This window comes from Synechococcus sp. CS-603, assembly GCF_977929215.1.
Window position 1 is genome coordinate 2,243,501 of sequence record NZ_OZ376778.1, and the last position, 18,396, is coordinate 2,261,896.

Consider the following 18,396-nt stretch of genomic DNA (forward strand, 5'->3'; position numbering starts at 1 on the left):
TTTCTGACCGAGAACGCCTCGATGTCGGGGAAGCGACTACTGATCCAAGGGGAGAGCGACTTCCCGTGCCGCGTAACGAAGAGCTGCTGGTAGATCCTCCGCTTCAAGATCGGGGAGCTCAGCGAGGATCTGTTCGCTGCTGAGCCCGGCGGCATAGAGATCGAGCACATCACTCACCCGGATGCGCATACCCCGGATGCATGGCTTGCCACCACACAACGCCACGGCCACCTCCGGATCGCAGCCTTCTCCGCGACGACCCATCGGTAAGCGATGAACCGCTGGCCTAACCCTCAAAACTGCCCCACCTCAGGCAGACTCCCTGCAGCGCCGCCCAACCCGCTCCATCCATGGCCGATCAGGAGCACCTGGACGACTTCCTCGAAGCCCTGGAAAAGGCCGGCAGCCCCGTCAAAAACCCAGCTCTGCGCCAAGCCCTTGGCTGGGAGGAGCCCCTCTACGAGGATGTGAAGGCGGCACTGGTGGCCAAGGGAATCGTCACCCGCGGCCGAGGTCGCAGCGACAGCGTGTCCCTGGCCGGCGCCGAGCCCGTGGTGCAGCAGGCCGCCCCCGCCAAGGCCACCCGCAAGGGCAAAACCTCCAGCAACGGCACCGCCAACCTTGGCTTCGAGGCCAAGCTCTGGCTTACGGCCGACAAGCTGCGCAACAACATGGACGCGGCCGAATACAAGCACGTGGTGCTCGGCCTGATCTTCCTCAAATACATCTCAGACAGCTTCGAAGAGCATCGCGTCAAGCTGCTCGCCGGCGTTGGCGACTACGAGGGCGCCAACCCGGAAGACCCCGACGAATACAAGGCCGAAAACGTGTTCTGGGTGCCGGCCGAGGCCCGCTGGAGCCAGCTGCAGGCCCATGCCAAACAGGCCACGATCGGCAAGCTCGTGGACGACGCCATGGTGGCGATCGAGCGCGACAACCCACGCCTCAAGGGGGTGCTGCCGAAGGATTACGCCAGAGCTGGCCTCGACAAGCAGCGCCTGGGGGAACTGATCGATGTGATCGCCACGATCGAACTCACCGCCGCCAGCGAAGGCGAGGGCTTGTCTGCGAAGAGCCATCGCTCCGTGGATCTGCTGGGCCGGGTGTACGAATACTTCCTCACCCGCTTTGCCTCAGCCGAGGGCAAGAACGGCGGCCAGTTCTACACGCCCAGTTGTGTGGTGCGCTGCCTGGTGGAGATGCTGGAGCCCTACAAGGGCCGCATCTACGACCCCTGCTGCGGCTCGGGCGGCATGTTCGTGCAGAGCGAGAAGTTCGTGGAAAGCCACGGCGGCCGGCTGGGCGACATTTCCATCTACGGCCAGGAGAGCAACGCCACCACCCGCCGGCTGGCAGTGATGAACCTGGCCCTGCGCGGCATCGAGGCCGACTTCGGCCCCGAGCATGCCGACAGCTTCCGCCGCGACATTCATCCCGATCTGCGGGCGGATTACGTGATCGCCAATCCGCCCTTCAACGACTCCGACTGGTTCCGCAAGGACGACGACGTGCGCTGGCAGTACGGCGTACCGCCGAAGGGCAACGCCAACTTCGCCTGGGTGCAGCACTTCATCCACCACCTGGCGCCCCGCGGCATGGCCGGCTTCGTGCTCGCCAACGGCAGCATGAGCTCCAACCAGAGCGGCGAAGGCGAGATCCGCCGCGCCCTGATCGAGGCGGATCTGGTGGACTGCATGGTGGCCCTGCCCGGCCAGCTCTTTTACAGCACCCAGATTCCGGTGTGCCTCTGGTTCCTGACGAAGAGTAAAGCTGCCGACGGCCATCGAGGCTTCCGCGATCGGCGCGGGCACACATTGTTCATCGATGCCCGCAAGCTCGGCAGCCTGATCGATCGGGTGCATCGGGAGCTGCTTGAGGCCGACCTGGAGAAGATCACCAGCACCTATCACCATTGGCGGGGAGTCAACGGCGCGGAGAGCTACGACGATGTGCCGGGGTTCTGCAAATCCGCCACCACCGCCGAGATTGCGGCCCATGGCCACGTGCTCACGCCAGGGCGGTATGTGGGGGCGGAGGAAGTGGAAGACGACGGCGAGCCGTTTGAGGTGAAGATGCCGCGGCTGGTGGCGGAGCTGGAGGCTCAGTATGCGGAGTCGGCGAAGCTGGAGCAGGCCATCAGAGCCAACCTGAGGGGGCTGGGTTATGGCGGGTAAGTGGGAAGATCTAACTCTCGGTGATTTGGGACGAGTCATTACGGGCAAGACACCACTGACTGCGATCGAAGGAAACTTCGGTGGTCAGATTCCATTCGTCACCCCATCAGACATGGACGGAAGGAAGACCATCAGCACGACCGCACGCCACCTCACTGAAATAGGCGCGGAATCAGTTAGAAGCTCAAAGATTCCCGCGGGTTCCGTTATGGTTTCGTGCATCGGCTCCGACATGGGGAAGGCCGTTATCGCTGGCCGCGATTGCATCACCAATCAGCAAATTAATTCAATCGTCGTGGACGACCGATTCAGCAGCGAGTTCATCTACTACAACCTCAGCACGCGCAAAAATGAGATTCGACACCAAGCAGCAGGCGGTTCAGCGCAACCAATTCTGAATAAAGGACATTTCTCGCAGCTTGAAATCGCGCTACCACCCCTCGCCGAGCAACAAGCCATCGCGGCGGTGCTTGGGGCGCTGGACGACAAGATCGAGTTGAACCGGCGGATGAACGCGACGCTGGAGGCGATGGCGCGGGCGCTGTTCCAGAGCTGGTTCGTGGATTTCGATCCTGTGCGAGCCACGCTGGATGGGCGGGAGCCTGTTGGGCTCGATCAAGACACTGCTGCCAGGTTCCCCGATCACTTAGAAGATTCACCGCTCGGAGACATTCCAAAGGGATGGCAAGTCAAGCGAATCAGCGAAGTTGTTGAAGAAGTCTTTGATGGCCCACACGCTACACCACCCAATGCGGAGGAAGGCCCTGTCTTCCTTGGGATCAAGAACCTTACCGGAACGGCTCTTGATCTCAGCGAAATAAGGCATATCAGTGAATCAGACTGGTTCCATTGGACGAAACGCGTAACTCCAAGGCCGCTTGATATTGTATTCAGTTATGAAGCAACACTTGGATTCTTTACCCTAATCCCCCCAGGACTGAGATGTTGCCTCGGACGCAGGCTGGCGCTGATTCGGCCAAGAACTGAGAACGGCCACGCTCACTTTTGGTTTCACCAGTTCATCGGCCCAGAATTCCAGCGATACCTTATGCAGCATTCTGTTCAGGGCGCTACCGTGGATCGAATCCCTCTGACTCAATTCCCTAACTACTTGGTACTCAATCCGCCCACAGCTTTGAAGAAAACCTTTGAGGTCCGTGTAGCTCCACTTTGGGACAAAATCCACTCCAACGCAAACCAATCCGGCACCCTTGCCAACCTGCGCAACACGTTGCTTCCGAAGCTTCTGAGCGGGGAGCTGAGGCTGGCGGGCGACGGATGGCTTGCCGAAGAAGCATCCGCCACCCTGTAATCTCATTCCATAATGCCCAGTGCAATTTATAGGATTGAGTCAGTCGGACGCCAGCTAGGGATTGGCGTTGCTGGAAGTCGCTATGTGTATTTAAGCGCAGTTGCGAAAGAGAACAGCGCGGCGGTGGCTCCTTACTGCATCCCGAACGAATTGATTTGTGGCGAACTCGGACGCTTTCTCCGCCTGCCCGTTCCTCCAGTGGGAATAGTTTCGCAGGCGAGTGGCGGGCCTCTTTTCGCTTCGCTGGACTTCAACTTAACCGGGAATACACTGCCGCCGGTGAATGTGGCGAATTGCGTGAGGGTTTTGCCGTCATTGTCAGCGGGGTTACTACTCTTTGACATTTGGATAGCGAACTGTGACCGGCATGCGGAGAACTTCTCAGTGGATTTCTACGGCATTCCATTGCAAATGAACATCTTTGACCACAGTCACGCTCTCTTAGGTGTGTAGTCCCACCACGTTGTTCAGCTGACAAGGGGGTGTGAGGTCGCCAGGGTCGGAGTGTCACCACCGTCCCAAGACCTCACACACCATGCATAGCCACCCTCTGGCCCGACTGACACCCATCAGTCGGGAACGGCTCATCCGCCGGCATCTCGATGAAGGCGTGCCACTCAAAGCCCTTGCAGCACAAGCCGGGATCAGCCTGCGTACGGCCTACAAGTGGCTCTCCAGGTTTCGAGCAGGCGGCGTAGCGGCACTGGCGGATCGACGGAGTGTTCGCCGCAGCCAGCGGCGGACGCTCGATCCGCAGCAACTCCAGCAGGCTGTAGACCTGCGGCACCAGCGCTGCACGCTCCGCCGCATCGCCAGGGCTCTCTGTGCGCCCCTCTCCACCGTTGGTCGGCTCATGAAGGGCCTGGGCCTGGGACGCCTGAAGAACCTTGACCCCAAACGTCTTGTTCGTCGCTACCAGTGGGAGCGCCCCGGGGACATGATCCATGTCGACATCAAACAGCTGGCCAGGTTTGAGCGGGTCGGCCACCGCATCACCGGCGACCGTCGTCAAGGCTCCTCCCGAGGTGCCGGCTACGAAAAGGTGCACGTCGCGATCGACGACGCCACCCGCCTGGCCTACGTCGAAGTGCTGGCTGATGAGCAGAAGGAGACGACCGTTGGATTCCTGGCCCGTGCCGTCGGCTGGTTCTCTGAGCAGGGGATCACCTGTCGGCGGATCCTCTCAGACAACGGCCCCTCCTACCGCTCTGGAGACTGGCGAAAAGCCTGTCGCGCCTTGGATCTCAAGCCCATCCGCACCAAGCCCTACACGCCGCAGACCAACGGGAAGGCCGAACGGTTCATCAAAACCATCCTGGCGGAATGGGCTTACGTGATCGCCTACCAAACATCGGATGAACGCAACCGCTGGCTACCCCGCTATCTGGGGATCTATAACGGCAGCAGGTGCCACATGGCTCTCGGTGGCCTCACGCCTCAGCAATGCCTCCAGCGGCTGCTGATCGCTGAATGACCTGGTGAGAAAGCACACTTAGGCTACGCCGCAGGACAGGGCGAGACACGCTTGACGACGCTGCGCGACCGGCTAGGAATTTCCTGGACGACGAATAATCCAGTGGACTCTGGTCAACACCGGCATTGCTTGCTCGATGCCGTGAACGATGACTATTACTTTGATTACTGGCTCAGGAGAATCAGGGCAACGCCGGATTTCTATATCGAAGAAGTCTGCGAAGACGCCAAGCCTTACGGACTAACGGCACAAGAAGTCGCCGCTGCGATTGACTTTTTGAAGGCAAGGCGAGATAATATGAAAGATATCATCAGCAACAACCAGGCCGAGTTTTCGGCCATCCAGGCTTGGAGGCTGCCATTATGAACACGACCAAGTACCTGCTTGCAAAATACATCCCCGACTTGCACCGGTTCGAGCCGCGCAACATCGGCGTCATCGTCTGGTCGCTACTCGGCATTGAGGCGCGTTTTCTTGCAGAGTACTCTGATCGCCCGGGAGAAGTGGATGGTCGCTCCATTCCCAGCTTCGTGACTTCCGCCAGTGCCTATCGGCAATGGATTCGCTATTGGCGGGATGCAGTCGTGGGAACGAGCATGCGACCTTTGGGCGGCGGTGACGTGGTGTCGTCAAGTTCTCCGGGCTTTATTGAGGTGTTGCAACAGACGGCGCGCGGCAATTTCGTCGTGGTGGATTCAGGTTCTGTGCTTGATGACATCAGCGAGGAGGAGCTACCGGCGGTGGCGGATCAGCTTTTCGCGCAACTTATCGAGGCGAACACCGCTGAGGAACCACGCGATATTGGGTTCGACGAATTGTGTGATTCACTGATGACTCTAACTCAACTCAAGGATCATCGCAACTTCTACGATAGGTATCCTGTGAGGTGCACCGTCCGTGGCGTTGATGAGGAGTTTTTCTTCAGCCACGCCATTGCCAACGGTACGCTTGAACGAGCTTATCAACGCTTTCCGATTCCCAAACGAAAGTCTCAGATCCAGAAGAATAGGGACTCAACGGCTTGGATGCTTGAGAGCATATTGAATGCCAAACTTATTACTTCCGATCACACAGTGTTGTTGGTGAATGCGACGCCTGAGCAGCTTTCGCAAGCCGAAGTGGACAAATCGATCCGTTTACTTGGCTCCATGTCGCGGGTCGTGAATATCCTTGATGAGGCAGAGGCCTTGGCAGAGTTTGGTGCCGCTGCTCAATTGCCTGCACACTAAACAATTCCTCCATTGTTATCCCCGGCCCACATTTGGCAGTACAGGAAGCCATCCCCACCCCAGACGACGTTTTTGGCCCTATTCCCCGAATTTCGGTGCCGAGCTCCCCGAATTTGGGCTCCAGCTCCCCGAATTTGAGTGCCAGCTCCTCGAATTTGACCGAGCAGCGCGACCTTGAGGATTGCTTGGTGTCAGGCCAGCTGCCATTTCCTATGGTGGATGATCTGGCGCCGCTCTCAGAGGCTTTGCGCTCCCGTTTGGAAGCAATGGCATTAGAGCCCCGAACCAAGAGAAAGGTGGATCGCCAGGTGCTGATCGATGTCGTCCTGGACCTTTGCGAAGGACGGTTCATCACCCTCCGCTGACTGGCAGAACTGGTGAATCGGAAGCCCGACACCCTCCGGGATCAGTACCTCAAGGTGCTCGTCCGCCAGCGGGAACTGAGCCTTGCGTTCCCGAAAACGCCCAACCATGAACGGCAGGCGTACACCGCCGTCAAGGTGTCCAACCCATGACCACCACCCGCCCTTTCGCCTTGCGCTTGTTCGTGCCCTCTGGCCTGCCGGAAGGGATGCGAATCGTGGAGAGGACGAACTGGAGCGGCATCGGCTACGTGATCCCTCGCTCCCAGCTCAAGGAGTTCACCCAGAGGCCTGAGGCCGGTCGTCCTGGCGTGTACAGGTGTACATGTTGACGGCGGCCCTGAGGACGGCGGCGTCGACATCGCCTACATCGGGGAGGCGGACCCCCTCGCGTGGCGCCTGGAGCAGCACCAGGCCAAGGAGTTATGGACTACCGCCTACGCCTTCACCTTCAAGGACGGCCACCTGAACAAGGCCCACGCCCAGCGCCTGGAGACCCTGCTGATCGGCCTGGGTTCACCGTCCTCAAGGGGGCCAGGGGGCGCCGGGACTTCACCGCCAGCGCCCCCAACGCACTGATGCGCACGCGGTAGCAACTCATCCGGCAAGGCGTCCACGCCAGGCAGGACAACCAGGTGGCACTGCTCCAGGACTACGAGTTCAAGTCGCCGTCCCAGGCGGCGGCTCTATTGCTCGCCCGCAGTGCCAACGGCCGGCTTGAGTGGAAGGATGCCGCGTGGATCACCCTCAAGGAGCACCAGGAGCGAGCGGCGGCGGTCTCCGAGTTGGTTGAGACATACAGGCCCTAATTCCCGCTCAGGAACGTGCCGGTACAAACAGACGTGGCGCGAGATTGAGCTGGCGACTGCGCCGAACGAAACCGCGATCATCAAACGACGCCATCGCCTCGCAGCTGCGGCAGCTGGCATGGTGCAGGGCATCGGCGAAGTCGAGCCCATTGCCCACCCCGGCCACGGCCTGCTCCAGGGCTGGCCGGTCTTCTGCCGTGAGGCCGGGATGGGCCAGCAAGTGGTCGAACACCTGCAGCACCTTCTCCACCGGGAAGCCGTAGTAGCCACGCAGCACCCACTCCAGTTCCAGGGCCACGGTTTTGGCCAGGAACAGCGGCTGGCCGGATTCGATCAGATCGCGGGCAGCCCGGTGCTGGCGTTCCGTGGCCGCACCGGCATCGTCCTCCGCTACGAAGTAGCGGGCCAGCACATTGGTGTCCACGCCAATCACGGGCGCAGCAGGCTCGCGGGGTCAAAGTCAGCCGGCACGGCTGGCCGGCTGGTCTTCAGCAATCCGAACCCGCTCTCAGGCAGTGGCTGCTCCGGCTTCCAGGGGCGCAGCTCGATGTGATCCCCCACTAACGCGAAACGCACGCGGCTGCCCCTGGCCAGCCCGAACTGCTGACGCAACGCCTTGGGGATGGTGACCTGCCCCTTGCTGGTGATCGAGCTGGTGGCGGCATCGGCAGAGTCCATCGACACTCGCTCCTGGGCTGGGTATTACCTGGTAAGGATAGGTGTGGGACGCTCCCATGGGCATGCCTGCCTCGTTCAGCCACGAGCAGGGTCATCTGTCTTTTGGAGCTCACCCCATCGTCCGCAGGATGTCCTTCATCAGCAGCACCAGGTGCAATGGGTCGGTGGGGGAGGGCTCGAATTCCGGGATGAGATGCAGATAGAATGCTCGCGCCGATGTGCTCTCGGCATGGACGAGCAATCCCCGGCAACCAACTTCTGAGCCGATCTGTGCCGTGCGGCCGATCACATCCGCCAGCAGAGCGGCACCGAGGCCCCGACCTTCATGGTGAAGGTCAACCCCCAGGCGAGCCAGCAGGGCAACGGGCTGGGGATAGCGGCCGGCGCCCTTTTGAAGCCGCAGCGGAGCCTGCGCCGGAGTGATGCTGGCCATGCACCAGGCGTAGTAGGCCACCACATCAATGCTGCCCGCTTCGGTGACCACGAACACCCTGCTGGTGCCGCCAGGGGCATGGGCCTGGCGGGCATGCTTTCGCAACCAGATCGTCTGCTCCTCGGACCGGCATTCGAAACCGTCGAGGCGATCGGCGGAGGCCAGCAGCCGGGGCGACTTGTAGCCGGCGCTCACTCCTGAAACGGTGAGGGCCGATCCATCAGCGCACGCAGACCCTTCAGCGAACGGGCCGGCCGTTGGTTGGCGTGCTCCCAGGCGTCGAGCGCCTCGGGGTCGAGGCGGAATCCGTCGCGGTCGGCCAGCACCTGCTGGGCGGCCAGGCGGAGATGGGTGATCACGAACCGGGTGAGATCGGTGCCGGAAGCGGTGACAGCCCGATCAATCAGTTGGCGATCCTCGGCTGTGGCCCGTACTTCGATGCGTCGATTGCGGGAACGGGTGCTGGCGGGGTCCAAAGGCCTGCCTCGGTGTCCGGCAATTGTACGGCCACCAAGATCCTTGGCCCGCCTAGGCTGATGACATCAGGCACACAGCCTCCCTAGGCTTGCCTGATGAAGCCCTTCGCGTGGAGCCCTGAGAAAAATGCTCAACTCCTGGCCGAGCGGCAGCTGTGCTTCGAAGCAGTGGTGGTGGCGATTGAGGCGGGCGATCTGCTCGACGTGTTGGAGCACCCCAACCAGCAGCGCTATCCAGGGCAGCGCATCCTCGTGGTGCGGCTCCATGGCTACGTCCACCTGGTGCCGATGATCGAAACCGAAGAGCATCTGTTAGCGAGAACGATCATCCCCTCCCCGCCTGAACTGGAGCCTGCAGAGCAGCAGCTTCTCACTGAATTCGAGGCCGGTGAACTGCGCAGTGTGGCCACGCCGGCTCTTCTCAGTCAGCTCCAGGAAGCAGCGAAGACAACGGGCCAGAAAGACCAGCGGATCAACATCCGTCTTTCCAGCGGTGACCTCCAGGCCCTCCGCACCCGTGCCATGCAGGAAGGCATTCCTTATCAAACGCTGATCAGCAGCGTGCTGCACAAGTACGTGAGCGGCACGTTGCAGGAGCGCACCACGGTGAGCTGATGGCGATGCGTGAAGCCGCCAGCAACTCGAATCTCCCGGGACTGCCCCGTGCCAGCGACGGCCATGGGTCATCTGTCCTGCGGGAGCTCACCGCAAGGTCGGAAGGATGACCTTCATCAGCAGCGCCAGGTGCAACGGGTCGGTGGGACTGACAGCAGGTCTGACAGTCGTTCAGGAACCGCTTAGCCTCTGGCTGGCAAGCAAACGAGTTGCCGGGACGATGCTGAGCAAGGACCTCACCGGCAAGCCTTGGGCGGTGACCCCCGAGAAGATCGCGGAGGCCGTGCGCCGGTTGGTTGCCGCAGCCGCACCCACGCGCCTGATCGCCTTTGGTTCCGCTGCCGCAGGGGATCTCAGCGTTGCCAACGTCCTTGACCTTCTGGTGGTGGAAGCCCAGGTGGCCGACCGCTACCAGGAAATGCTGCGCCTGCGCCGTGTCCTGCGCGGGCTGTTGATGCCGATCGACCTGATCGTGACGAGCCAGGCCCTCTACGACTCCCGCGCCCAGGTGCCAGGCACTGTGGAGTTCGCGGCTCGCACACAAGGCCGGGTGCTGTATGCGGGCGATTGAGCAGGCCACTTGCATGGTGCCACAAACAACCGTTGCAGAATCTGCAACAGTTCACTCCGGAAGCTGGCTGAACTCATGAGCGACGAAGTCTTGCCCGATTCCGAACTCATCCTCTACCAGACAGAAGATGGCCGCACACGCATCCAATGTCGATTAGAAGATGAAACCCTGTGGCTGACCCAGGCACAGATGGCCGAGCTGTTTGAAACAACTCCCCAGAACGTGACCCTGCATTTGAAAAGCATCTTTTCTGAGGGTGAGCTGGTCGAATCGGCAACTTGTAAGAACTACTTACAGGTTCGTTTGGAGGGTGGGCGCGAAGTCTCGCGCAAGCTTCGCCATTATCGGCTTGAAGCGGTTTTGGCGGTCGGTTTCCGCGTGCGCAGCCATCGAGGCACTCAGTTCCGCCAGTGGGCCATTGGCTGCTTAAACGAGTATCTGGTGAAAGGCTTCACCATTGACGACGAGCGGCTGAAGAATCCCCCAGGAAAGGGTCAGAGAGACTATTTTGACGAGCTTCTCGATCGCATCCGCGACATCCGCTCGTCGGAACGTCGCTTCTATCAGAAGGTACTGGATATCTACGCAACGAGTGTGGACTACACGCCGGATGCGGAAACCACCCAGCAGTTCTTCGCCACTGTGCAGAACAAGATGCATTGGGCGGCCCATGGCCATACAGCCGCTGAGGTCATCGCCGAGCGGGTGGACGCGACAAAGCCATTCATGGGCTTGCAGACCACACGACCCAGCGGCATCGTGCGCAAAGGTGACATATCTGTCGCCAAGAACTACCTCTCCGCAGATGAACTTCAGGTCTTGAACCGTATCGTTAGCCTCTACATCGAATATGCGGAGCTCCAGGCGTTGGAGCGCAGGCCGATGACGATGCGAGACTGGATCAAGAAGCTGGATGAGTTTCTGGCCATCTCCGGACGTGATGTACTGGACAATGCAGGAAGCGTTTCTGCTGAGTCTGCCAGGAGGAAAGCTGAGTTGGAATATGGCCGCTATCGGGCGCTGCTCGATGCGCAACCTCAGCCTATCGATGTGGAGTTTGAGAAGGCTGCCAAAGACTTGAAGAACTTACCGACGCCGAAGAAGCCCAAACCGCCGAAGCCATGACCCTCACCGAAGCCCTCATCGAAGAGGCGGCCCTTGGCTGGTTCCAGGAGCTGGGCTATGTGGTGCGCCATGGCCCTGATCTCGCCCCCGGCGAACCGGCGGCGGAGCGGCAGTCGTTCGGCGATGTGGTGCTGGTGGGCCGGCTGCGCGAAGCTACTCGCCGGCTCAACCCAGCCATCCCCGATGACGCCCGTGAGGAAGCCCTGCGCAAGCTGTTGCGCCTGGCCACCCCGTCGCTGGTACAGACCAACAGCGCCTTCCACCGCCTGCTGCGTGAGGGCGTACCGGTGGAGTATCCCCGCCCCGATGGCAGCATCGCCGGCGACCATGTACGGCTGGTCGACTTCGCCGACGCCAGTGCCAACGACTGGCTGGTGGTGAACCAGTTCAGCGTCAGCGACGGCCAACACAACCGCCGGCCCGACCTGGTCGTGTTCCTCAACGGCCTGCCCCTGGGCCTGATTGAGCTCAAGAACGCCGCCGTTGAAGGCGCCACCATCTGGAGCGCCTACGCCCAGCTGCAGACCTACAAAGCTGAGATTCCTTCGCTGCTTCAGTACAACGCCGCCCTGGTGGTGAGCGATGGGCTGCAGGCCCGCATCGGCTCGATCACCGCCAACCAGGAGTGGTTCAAGCTGTGGCGCAGCATTGATGGCGAAACCGACGCCCCCGCCACAGCCCTGGAGCTGGAAACGCTGATCCGTGGTGTGTTCGAGCCGCAGCGGTTCCTCGATCTGCTGCAGCATTTCATCGTCTTTGAGGAAGACCCTGATTCGGGAGCCCTCCACAAGATCATTGCCGGCTACCACCAATTCCACGCCGTGAATGCGGCCGTGCAGGAAACCGTGCGCGCCAGCGGCATGGGGCCCGCCGCCCGCAGCTTGGGCGGCAGGCCGGGCGACCGTCGCGCCGGCGTGGTGTGGCACACCCAGGGCAGCGGCAAGAGCTTTTCGATGCTCTTCTATGCCGCCCGCATCGTGCGCTATCCAGCGATGGCCAATCCCACCCTGGTGGTGCTCACCGATCGCAACGACCTCGATGATCAGCTCTTCGGGCAGTTCCAGCGCTGCGCCGACATCCTCGGGCAAACGCCGCTGCAGGCCGCCAATCGTGAGCAGTTGCGCGAGCTGCTCAACCGCGCCAGTGGCGGCGTGGTGTTCACCACCATCCAGAAGTTCATGCCCGAAAAGGGTGCGCCGATGCCCGAGCTCAGCGCCCGCCGCAACATCGTGGTGATCGCCGATGAAGCGCACCGCAGCCAGTATGGCTTCGGCGGCAAGGTGAATGAGAAGACCGGCGCGATGACCTACGGCTTCGCCAGCAACCTGCGCGATGCCCTGCCCAACGCCTCCTTTATCGGCTTCACAGGCACGCCGATCGAGCAGACCGACGCCAACACCCGCGCCGTGTTCGGCGATTACATCTCCATCTACGACATCCAGCGCGCCGTGGCCGATCGGGCCACCGTGCCGATCTACTACGAGAGCCGCATCTCCAAGCTCTCCCTGAACGCCGCCGCGTTGCCTGGTCTTGATGCCGAATTCGAGGAAATCACCGAAGGCGAAGAGCAAACCAGCAAGGAAAAGCTGAAAACCAAGTGGGCCGCCCTCGAAGCCTTGGTTGGCGATCCCCAGCGCCTCGCCCTGGTGGCCGCCGATCTGGTGGCGCATGTGGAGAAACGCCTGGAGGCGATGGATGGCAAGGCGATGGTCGTCTGCATGAGCCGCCGCATCTGCGTCGATCTCTACAACGCTTTGATTCAGCTGAGGCCCGAATGGGCGACTGACACCCTCAAGGTGGTGATGACCGGCAGCGCCGATGACGGCCCCGACTGGCAGCCCCACATCCGCAGCAAGGAGGCCCGCCGCCAGCTGGCCAACCGCTTCAAGGATGCCAACGATTCCTTCAAGATCGTGATCGTGCGTGACATGTGGCTCACGGGCTTCGATGCCCCCTGTCTGCACACCATGTATGCCGACAAGCCGATGCAGGGCCACGGGCTGATGCAGGCGATCGCCCGCGTCAACCGCGTCTTCCGCGACAAGCCCGGCGGTCTGGTGGTGGATTATCTCGGCCTCGCCGATCAGCTCAAGCGGGCCCTGGCCACCTACACAGAAAGCGGCGGCAAAGGCGACCCCACCTTCGACACCGCCGGCGCCATCGCCGTGATGCTCGAAAAACACGGCATCGCCTCGGATCTCCTGCACGGGTTTGACTGGTCGGCCTGGACCAGCGGCACCCCCACCGAGCGCCTGCAGCTCCTTCCCGCAGGCCAGGAGCACATCCTGTTTCAGGAGAACGGCAAGCAGCGCTGGCTGCAGGTGGTGGCCGAACTCTCCCGCGCCTTCGCCCTATGCTCCGCCAGCGACGAAGCCGCCGAGATCCGCGACGACGTGAGTTTCTTTCAGGCGTTGCAGGCTGCCCTCTCCAAGCAAACCAGCTCCACCAGCCGATCACCTGAGCAGATCGACGCCGCCATCCGCCAGCTGGTGAGTCAGGCGATCAGCACCGACGGCCAGGTGATCGACGTGTTCACCGCAGCCGGCCTGCCAAGGCCCGACATTTCGATCCTCAGCGATCAGTTCCTCGCCGAGGTGCGTGGCCTTAAGCATAAGAATGTGGCCGCGGAGTTGCTGGAAAAACTACTCAAAGATGAGCTCAAAGTGCGCTCAAAACGCAACCTGGTACAGAGCCAGGTGTTCTCCGAGAAGCTCAAAAAAACCCTTAATGCTTACCACAACCGCGCCATCACCACCGCCGAGGTGATCGAGGAGCTCATCTCGCTCGCCAAAGAGCTCGATGCCGCCAGCAAACGCGGCGAAGACCTCGGCCTCTCCGACGACGAAGTCGCCTTCTACGACGCCCTCGCTGCCAACGACAGCGCCGTTGAAGCCATGGGTGACGCCAAGCTCAAACTGATCGCCGCCGAACTCATCACCCAGGTGAAAAAGAGCGTGTCGATCGACTGGACCCTGCGCGAAAGTGCCCGCGCCAAGATCCGCGTGATGGTGAAACGCATCCTCAACCGCTACGGCTACCCACCTGATCTACAGGACGCCGCTGTGCAAACCGTGCTGGCTCAGGCGGAGCTGTTGTGTTCGGCCTGGGTGTAAGTGGTTGCATTGCGGAGCTACCGTTGATCCAGCGCATCAACCACTCCCGCCCGATCCAAGTAGGCCCATGAGCAAGAAGCAACGTCTATCACCCGTCGAGACAATTGAGGAGATGCAGAACAATCTTCCCTACGACAAACCGATCGACAAGAAAGACTACAAACAAGACCTCGAAGTGCTTCAGATCGAACTGCTCAAGGCTCAGCGCCATATCAAGGCTGTCGGACAGCGCGTGGTGATCCTGTTCGAAGGTCGCGATGCGGCAGGCAAAGGCGGATCAATCAAGCGCTTCCGCGAACACCTGAACCCTCGCGGCAGTGAACATGTGGCGCTACTTAAGCCCAACGATGCCGAAGCGACCCAGTGGTACTTCCAGCGCTATGTTCCGCACCTGCCATCGGCCGGCGAAATCACGATGTTCGACAGGTCGTGGTACAACCGGGCAGGCGTTGAGAAGGTGATGGAGTTCTGCACACCGCAGGAACACGCTTTGTTCCTGCGCCAGGTTCCTGGCTTCGAACAGTCACTCGTCAGCAGTGGAATTCTATTATTCAAGCTCTGGTTTGCCGTGTCAGAAGCCCGCCAGAAGCTGCGTTTCAAAGACCGGCGCGAGGATCCACTCAAGCAGTGGAAGTTGTCGCCCATCGACGAGGTGAGCGTGGAGAAGTATGGCGAGTACACCGAAGCTCGCAATGAGATGCTGCTCGCCACCGACACCCTCGTGGCGCCTTGGACCATCGTTAACTCGAACGAGAAGAAACGGGCCCGTCTTGGCGCCATCCGCAGCGTTCTCCACGCCCTTAACTACGAGCTCAAAGACCACGACGCCGTCGGTGAGCCCGATCCACGGGTTGTGCGTACAGCCCATTCACTGTTCATCGACAACTGAGCTGGTCGCCTTGCGCCGGTCTGGGTTTTTTGGACGTCACCTCAGGACTGGCCAGGGTCACCACAGTTTGTCCATCAGCCCAGACATGTGAGACGCCTGGGGCACTGATCAGTACAGCCGCCCCACCGCCTTGGCCACCCGCGCAGTTTATTCCTTCAGAGGCTTTCCAGGCGCTCCGATCCGCCATCTCTACCTGCACCACGATGGCTACCCGACCGGAGCCGCCTGGCGCTTCGCCATGGCCCGCCGCCACAACCCCAGCTCCGCTGGTTTTCTTAACGCCTTCCTGGAAACTCAGCCGCGAGCGGAACCCCTGGCCACTCCAGATCAATCTGCAGATGCTGAATACCGCTATGGACTGGAGCTACTCGCTGGGGATGATTCCCATCTACAGGTGCAGTACTGGCGGCGAATGCCTGGGGGAACCAGCTGGCAGCCCCGTTGCGGACCGATCACCTTGGAGAAGTTCATCCAGCGCTTCCTGCCCGGTGAACCCCTTGAATCCGCTCAGTAACTCGGGCCATATCTGCATCACAGGGAAACGTGACTTTTAGCTTATAGAGAAGCCACTAGACAACTTCTCAGCTGGTCCATGACAAGGATTCCTTGCCAGTTGTTTATAAAATAGACAGCAGGATTTAATACCACCAACTGTCACGAACTGGATAAGCTCAGGATGCTCCGCTGCCTCGCCTCAGAAACCGCCGCACCTGGCCCGGCCAGTCGCCAGGAAGGTCGCCTTTTTTGACGGCGGGATTGGTCATCGAGGCCAGCAGCGGCCAGCCGCCCAGTTGCAGGCTGGCGCCAACGTGAACCAGCACAGTGAGGGCGATCAGCAGCCAGGCCAGCAGGTGCAGGGAATAGGCGAGGTGGTTCAGCTCTCCCTGCCTGAGCCAGTCCTCCTGCATCAACTTGCCCGTGCCGATGGCCAGGGCCAGGGCCACAAGGGCCACGGAATTGGCTGATCGCCGCAGGCGTGAGCGGCCCAGGCTCAAGGAGTAGGCCAGGAAGGGCACAGCGAGCAGCAACAGCAACACGCCGATCTGACCGTGGAGGTCAATCCAGTGGCCTGCTGGGGTGAAGGGAAGTCGCCCCCAGCGGCCGTCATAGCGGCTGTAAACGATCAGGCCGCTGATCCAGCAACCCAGCACCGCCAGGGCCGTGCCGCCATGGAGCAAGCGCAGCAAGGACGGTTGATAGGGGCGGGGCATCCAGATGGCTGCAGATGGGAAAAGCTTGCCTCAGGCGGCGTCAGCCAGCAGCACCAGTTAGTTCTGTGCTTCCGCCAACGCCTGTTGCAGCTCGGGGATGAACACGGCGTACATGCCGCGCAGGTCCCCCACGTTGAAATCGAAGGCCTTATCGGCGGGGTAGTTGTCTTTGACGAAGGAAGGCCGGCTGGCTTTGCTGCCGTGGCAGGCCAGGCAGCTGGGCTCCACGTTGATACGGCGGTAATAGTTCACGCCGCTCGCCTGCTCGGCGCCAGCCGGCTGCCACAGTCCGGTGATCGCCGGCTGGCGATGGAACAGATCGAGCACCTGCCGCTCCTGGGCCGTGGCGGGCGCATGGTCGGGATTACGAAACTTGCTGGCCACCTGGCGCACCTGCCAGCCGTTCTCCTTACCGATCGCCATCGCCCGCAGGCCCACCGGTTTGCAGACCTCCTTCATCGTTTGCAGCGTTGGCTCCTCGCTGCTGCCCTCAAGCGTGGAGGCCAGGCTCACGCGCATCCGATCGAGCTGCTCCATCTCCGCCACAGCCCGGGCCAGCTCAGCTGGTTCGACGGCAGAGCGGGTCGGCGGCCGATCGCTTTGGGCAGCCCAAGCCGCTGGGGGCGTGAGGCTCAGCAGCAAGGCGGCAAGCAGCGCGAAGAGAAAGGACGTCATGGGCTGGACTCCAGGCAAGAGAGCGGGGCGAGCAGGCGGTGGGCGCCGTCCTGGGATCGACTGGGCGGGGGTCAAAGTCCCACTAACCGATCGCTGGTGCCGTCAGGGCCACGGGGGTGCTGGCGCTGGTGGCCAGATCAAGCGGGAAGTTGTGCACGTTGCGCTCGTGCATCGCCTCGATGCCCAGGCCACCCCGGTTGAGCACATCGGCCCAGGTGTTGATCACCCGGCCTTGGTGATCCAGCACGGAGTGGTTGAAGTTGAGGCCGTTGAGGTTGAACGAGAAGCTGGCCACGGCCAGGGCCGCGAACCAGATGCCCACCACCGGCCAGGCGGCCAGCAAGAAGTGCAGGCTGCGGCTGTTGTTGAAGGAGGCGTACTGGAAGATCAGACGGCCAAAGTAGCCGTGGGCGGCCACGATGTTGTACGTCTCTTCTTCCTGGCCGAACTTGTAGCCGTGGTTGAGGGATTCGGTTTCGGTGGACTCCCGCACCAGTGAACTGGTGACGAGTGAGCCGTGCATGGCGGCGAATAGGGCCCCGCCGAAGACACCGGTGACTCCCAGCATGTGGAAGGGGTGCATCAGCACGTTGTGCTCAGCCTGGAGCACCAGCATGAAGTTGAAGGTGCCGGAGATGCCCAAGGGCATGCCATCGGAGAAGGAGCCCTGGCCCACCGAATAGACCAGCAGCACGGCGGTGGCAGCAGCCACTGGGGCTGAGTAGGCCACAGCGATCCAAGGACGCATGCCCAGCCTGTAGCTGAGCTCCCACTCTCGTCCCATCCAGCAGAAAATGCCAATCAAAAAGTGGAAGATGATCAGCTGATAGGGGCCGCCGTTGTAGAGCCACTCATCCAGGCTGGAGGCGGCCCAGATCGGGTAAAAGTGCAGGCCGATCGCGTTACTGGAGGGAACAACCGCGGCGGTGATGATGTTGTTGCCATAGAGCAGACCACCGGAAACAGGCTCGCGAACGCCATCGATGTCAACGGGGGGCGCGCCGATGAAGGCGACCACGAAACAGCTGGTGGCAACCAGCAGGGTGGGAATCATCAACACCCCGAACCAGCCCACATAGAGGCGGTTCTCGGTGCTGGTGACCCAGTCGGTGAAGCGATTCCAGGGATTGCCCCGGGAGCGCTTGAAGGTGGTTGACGTCATGGTGAGACCTCAGAAGACAGGAGTCGGAGCGGGACGAGCTGGCCTGGCCAGAGCGAACATTCGGCAAAAGCCCTCCCGACCCTCCTAC

The 18,396-nt window shown here is 61.3% G+C and carries 22 protein-coding genes; 13 read left to right on the forward strand and 9 right to left on the reverse strand.

The window, feature by feature from the left end:
* Positions 1 to 36: 36 nt before the first annotated feature.
* The gene (locus ACXMDM_RS11845; protein ID WP_071799743.1) at positions 37 to 264 is read right to left on the reverse strand and encodes a DUF433 domain-containing protein; all 228 of its coding nucleotides are present in this window, start codon (positions 262 to 264) and stop codon (positions 37 to 39) included.
* Between the two features lie 86 nt (positions 265 to 350).
* On the opposite strand from ACXMDM_RS11845, the gene ACXMDM_RS11850 reads away from it, so the two are divergent.
* The 5 genes from ACXMDM_RS11850 (at position 351) to ACXMDM_RS11870 (ending at position 6,189) form a co-directional block, all read left to right on the forward strand.
* Positions 351 to 2,174 carry a class I SAM-dependent DNA methyltransferase gene (locus tag ACXMDM_RS11850; RefSeq protein ID WP_259723011.1) on the forward strand — a complete coding sequence of 608 codons (1,824 nt, stop codon included), beginning with the start codon at positions 351 to 353 and terminating at the stop codon, positions 2,172 to 2,174.
* On the forward strand, positions 2,164 to 3,486 hold the full coding sequence (locus tag ACXMDM_RS11855; protein ID WP_071799744.1) for a restriction endonuclease subunit S: 1,323 nt from the start codon (positions 2,164 to 2,166) through the stop codon (positions 3,484 to 3,486). The genes ACXMDM_RS11850 and ACXMDM_RS11855 overlap by 11 nt, the downstream gene beginning before the upstream one ends.
* Positions 3,487 to 4,021: 535 nt before the next feature.
* The gene (locus ACXMDM_RS11860) at positions 4,022 to 4,960 is read left to right on the forward strand and encodes an IS481 family transposase (protein WP_071801696.1); all 939 of its coding nucleotides are present in this window, start codon (positions 4,022 to 4,024) and stop codon (positions 4,958 to 4,960) included.
* 51 nt (positions 4,961 to 5,011) lie between these two features.
* Positions 5,012 to 5,326 (forward strand): hypothetical protein, encoded by a 315-nt coding sequence (locus ACXMDM_RS11865; RefSeq protein ID WP_145537208.1) that lies wholly within the window; start codon positions 5,012 to 5,014, stop codon positions 5,324 to 5,326.
* Complete coding sequence (locus tag ACXMDM_RS11870; protein WP_071799746.1) at positions 5,323 to 6,189, forward strand: hypothetical protein; 867 nt, start codon at positions 5,323 to 5,325, stop codon at positions 6,187 to 6,189. The genes ACXMDM_RS11865 and ACXMDM_RS11870 overlap by 4 nt, the downstream gene beginning before the upstream one ends.
* Before the next feature lie 272 nt (positions 6,190 to 6,461).
* Here ACXMDM_RS11870 and ACXMDM_RS11875 read toward each other — a convergent pair whose 3' ends face one another.
* The gene (locus tag ACXMDM_RS11875; protein ID WP_071799747.1) at positions 6,462 to 6,662 is read right to left on the reverse strand and encodes a hypothetical protein; all 201 of its coding nucleotides are present in this window, start codon (positions 6,660 to 6,662) and stop codon (positions 6,462 to 6,464) included.
* Positions 6,663 to 6,700: 38 nt separating this feature from the next.
* Here ACXMDM_RS11875 and ACXMDM_RS11880 point away from each other — a divergent pair, with 38 nt between their 5' ends.
* Both ACXMDM_RS11880 and ACXMDM_RS11885 read left to right on the forward strand, forming a co-directional pair.
* Entirely contained in the window at positions 6,701 to 6,883 is a 183-nt protein-coding gene (locus ACXMDM_RS11880) for a hypothetical protein (protein WP_071799748.1), read from the forward strand.
* Between the two features lie 303 nt (positions 6,884 to 7,186).
* The gene (locus ACXMDM_RS11885) at positions 7,187 to 7,360 is read left to right on the forward strand and encodes a DUF4357 domain-containing protein (RefSeq protein ID WP_162922815.1); all 174 of its coding nucleotides are present in this window, start codon (positions 7,187 to 7,189) and stop codon (positions 7,358 to 7,360) included.
* 7 nt (positions 7,361 to 7,367) lie between these two features.
* Here ACXMDM_RS11885 and ACXMDM_RS11890 read toward each other — a convergent pair whose 3' ends face one another.
* The 4 genes from ACXMDM_RS11890 to ACXMDM_RS11905 all read right to left on the reverse strand — a co-directional run bounded on the left by ACXMDM_RS11890 (position 7,368) and on the right by ACXMDM_RS11905 (position 8,947).
* Positions 7,368 to 7,784 (reverse strand): type II toxin-antitoxin system VapC family toxin, encoded by a 417-nt coding sequence (locus ACXMDM_RS11890; protein WP_162922816.1) that lies wholly within the window; start codon positions 7,782 to 7,784, stop codon positions 7,368 to 7,370.
* A 5-nt stretch (positions 7,785 to 7,789) separates the two neighbouring features.
* Positions 7,790 to 8,038, reverse strand: a complete 249-nt coding sequence (locus ACXMDM_RS11895; protein ID WP_071799750.1) for an AbrB/MazE/SpoVT family DNA-binding domain-containing protein — start codon at positions 8,036 to 8,038, stop codon at positions 7,790 to 7,792.
* A gap of 109 nt (positions 8,039 to 8,147) precedes the next feature.
* Positions 8,148 to 8,666, reverse strand: coding sequence for a GNAT family N-acetyltransferase (locus tag ACXMDM_RS11900; protein ID WP_071799751.1), 519 nt, complete (start codon positions 8,664 to 8,666; stop codon positions 8,148 to 8,150).
* On the reverse strand, positions 8,663 to 8,947 hold the full coding sequence (locus ACXMDM_RS11905; protein WP_071799752.1) for a type II toxin-antitoxin system TacA family antitoxin: 285 nt from the start codon (positions 8,945 to 8,947) through the stop codon (positions 8,663 to 8,665). Before ACXMDM_RS11905 ends, ACXMDM_RS11900 begins: the two co-directional genes overlap by 4 nt.
* A 96-nt stretch (positions 8,948 to 9,043) precedes the next feature.
* On the opposite strand from ACXMDM_RS11905, the gene ACXMDM_RS11910 reads away from it, so the two are divergent.
* The 6 genes from ACXMDM_RS11910 (at position 9,044) to ACXMDM_RS11935 (ending at position 15,774) form a co-directional block, all read left to right on the forward strand.
* Positions 9,044 to 9,562, forward strand: a complete 519-nt coding sequence (locus ACXMDM_RS11910) for a hypothetical protein (RefSeq protein ID WP_233830904.1) — start codon at positions 9,044 to 9,046, stop codon at positions 9,560 to 9,562.
* Positions 9,563 to 9,782: 220 nt separating this feature from the next.
* Complete coding sequence (locus ACXMDM_RS11915; RefSeq protein WP_071799753.1) at positions 9,783 to 10,133, forward strand: hypothetical protein; 351 nt, start codon at positions 9,783 to 9,785, stop codon at positions 10,131 to 10,133.
* Positions 10,134 to 10,208: 75 nt separating this feature from the next.
* Positions 10,209 to 11,258: a virulence RhuM family protein gene (locus ACXMDM_RS11920; RefSeq protein ID WP_071799754.1), complete on the forward strand. Its 1,050-nt coding sequence runs from the start codon at positions 10,209 to 10,211 to the stop codon at positions 11,256 to 11,258.
* Positions 11,255 to 14,371 (forward strand): type I restriction endonuclease subunit R, encoded by a 3,117-nt coding sequence (locus ACXMDM_RS11925; RefSeq protein WP_071799755.1) that lies wholly within the window; start codon positions 11,255 to 11,257, stop codon positions 14,369 to 14,371. Before ACXMDM_RS11920 ends, ACXMDM_RS11925 begins: the two co-directional genes overlap by 4 nt.
* A gap of 67 nt (positions 14,372 to 14,438) precedes the next feature.
* Positions 14,439 to 15,260: a polyphosphate kinase 2 gene (gene ppk2 / locus ACXMDM_RS11930; protein WP_071799756.1), complete on the forward strand. Its 822-nt coding sequence runs from the start codon at positions 14,439 to 14,441 to the stop codon at positions 15,258 to 15,260.
* Positions 15,261 to 15,390: 130 nt separating this feature from the next.
* Positions 15,391 to 15,774 carry a hypothetical protein gene (locus tag ACXMDM_RS11935; RefSeq protein WP_071799757.1) on the forward strand — a complete coding sequence of 128 codons (384 nt, stop codon included), beginning with the start codon at positions 15,391 to 15,393 and terminating at the stop codon, positions 15,772 to 15,774.
* 157 nt (positions 15,775 to 15,931) lie between these two features.
* On the opposite strand, the gene ACXMDM_RS11940 is transcribed toward ACXMDM_RS11935, so the two are convergent.
* The 3 genes from ACXMDM_RS11940 to psbA form a co-directional block, all read right to left on the reverse strand.
* Entirely contained in the window at positions 15,932 to 16,471 is a 540-nt protein-coding gene (locus tag ACXMDM_RS11940) for a cytochrome b/b6 domain-containing protein (RefSeq protein WP_071799758.1), read from the reverse strand.
* A gap of 57 nt (positions 16,472 to 16,528) precedes the next feature.
* Positions 16,529 to 17,146, reverse strand: a complete 618-nt coding sequence (locus ACXMDM_RS11945; protein WP_071799759.1) for a Tll0287-like domain-containing protein — start codon at positions 17,144 to 17,146, stop codon at positions 16,529 to 16,531.
* 82 nt (positions 17,147 to 17,228) lie between these two features.
* The gene (psbA, locus tag ACXMDM_RS11950) at positions 17,229 to 18,308 is read right to left on the reverse strand and encodes a photosystem II q(b) protein (protein WP_071799760.1); all 1,080 of its coding nucleotides are present in this window, start codon (positions 18,306 to 18,308) and stop codon (positions 17,229 to 17,231) included.
* Between the last annotated feature and the right edge of the window lie 88 nt (positions 18,309 to 18,396).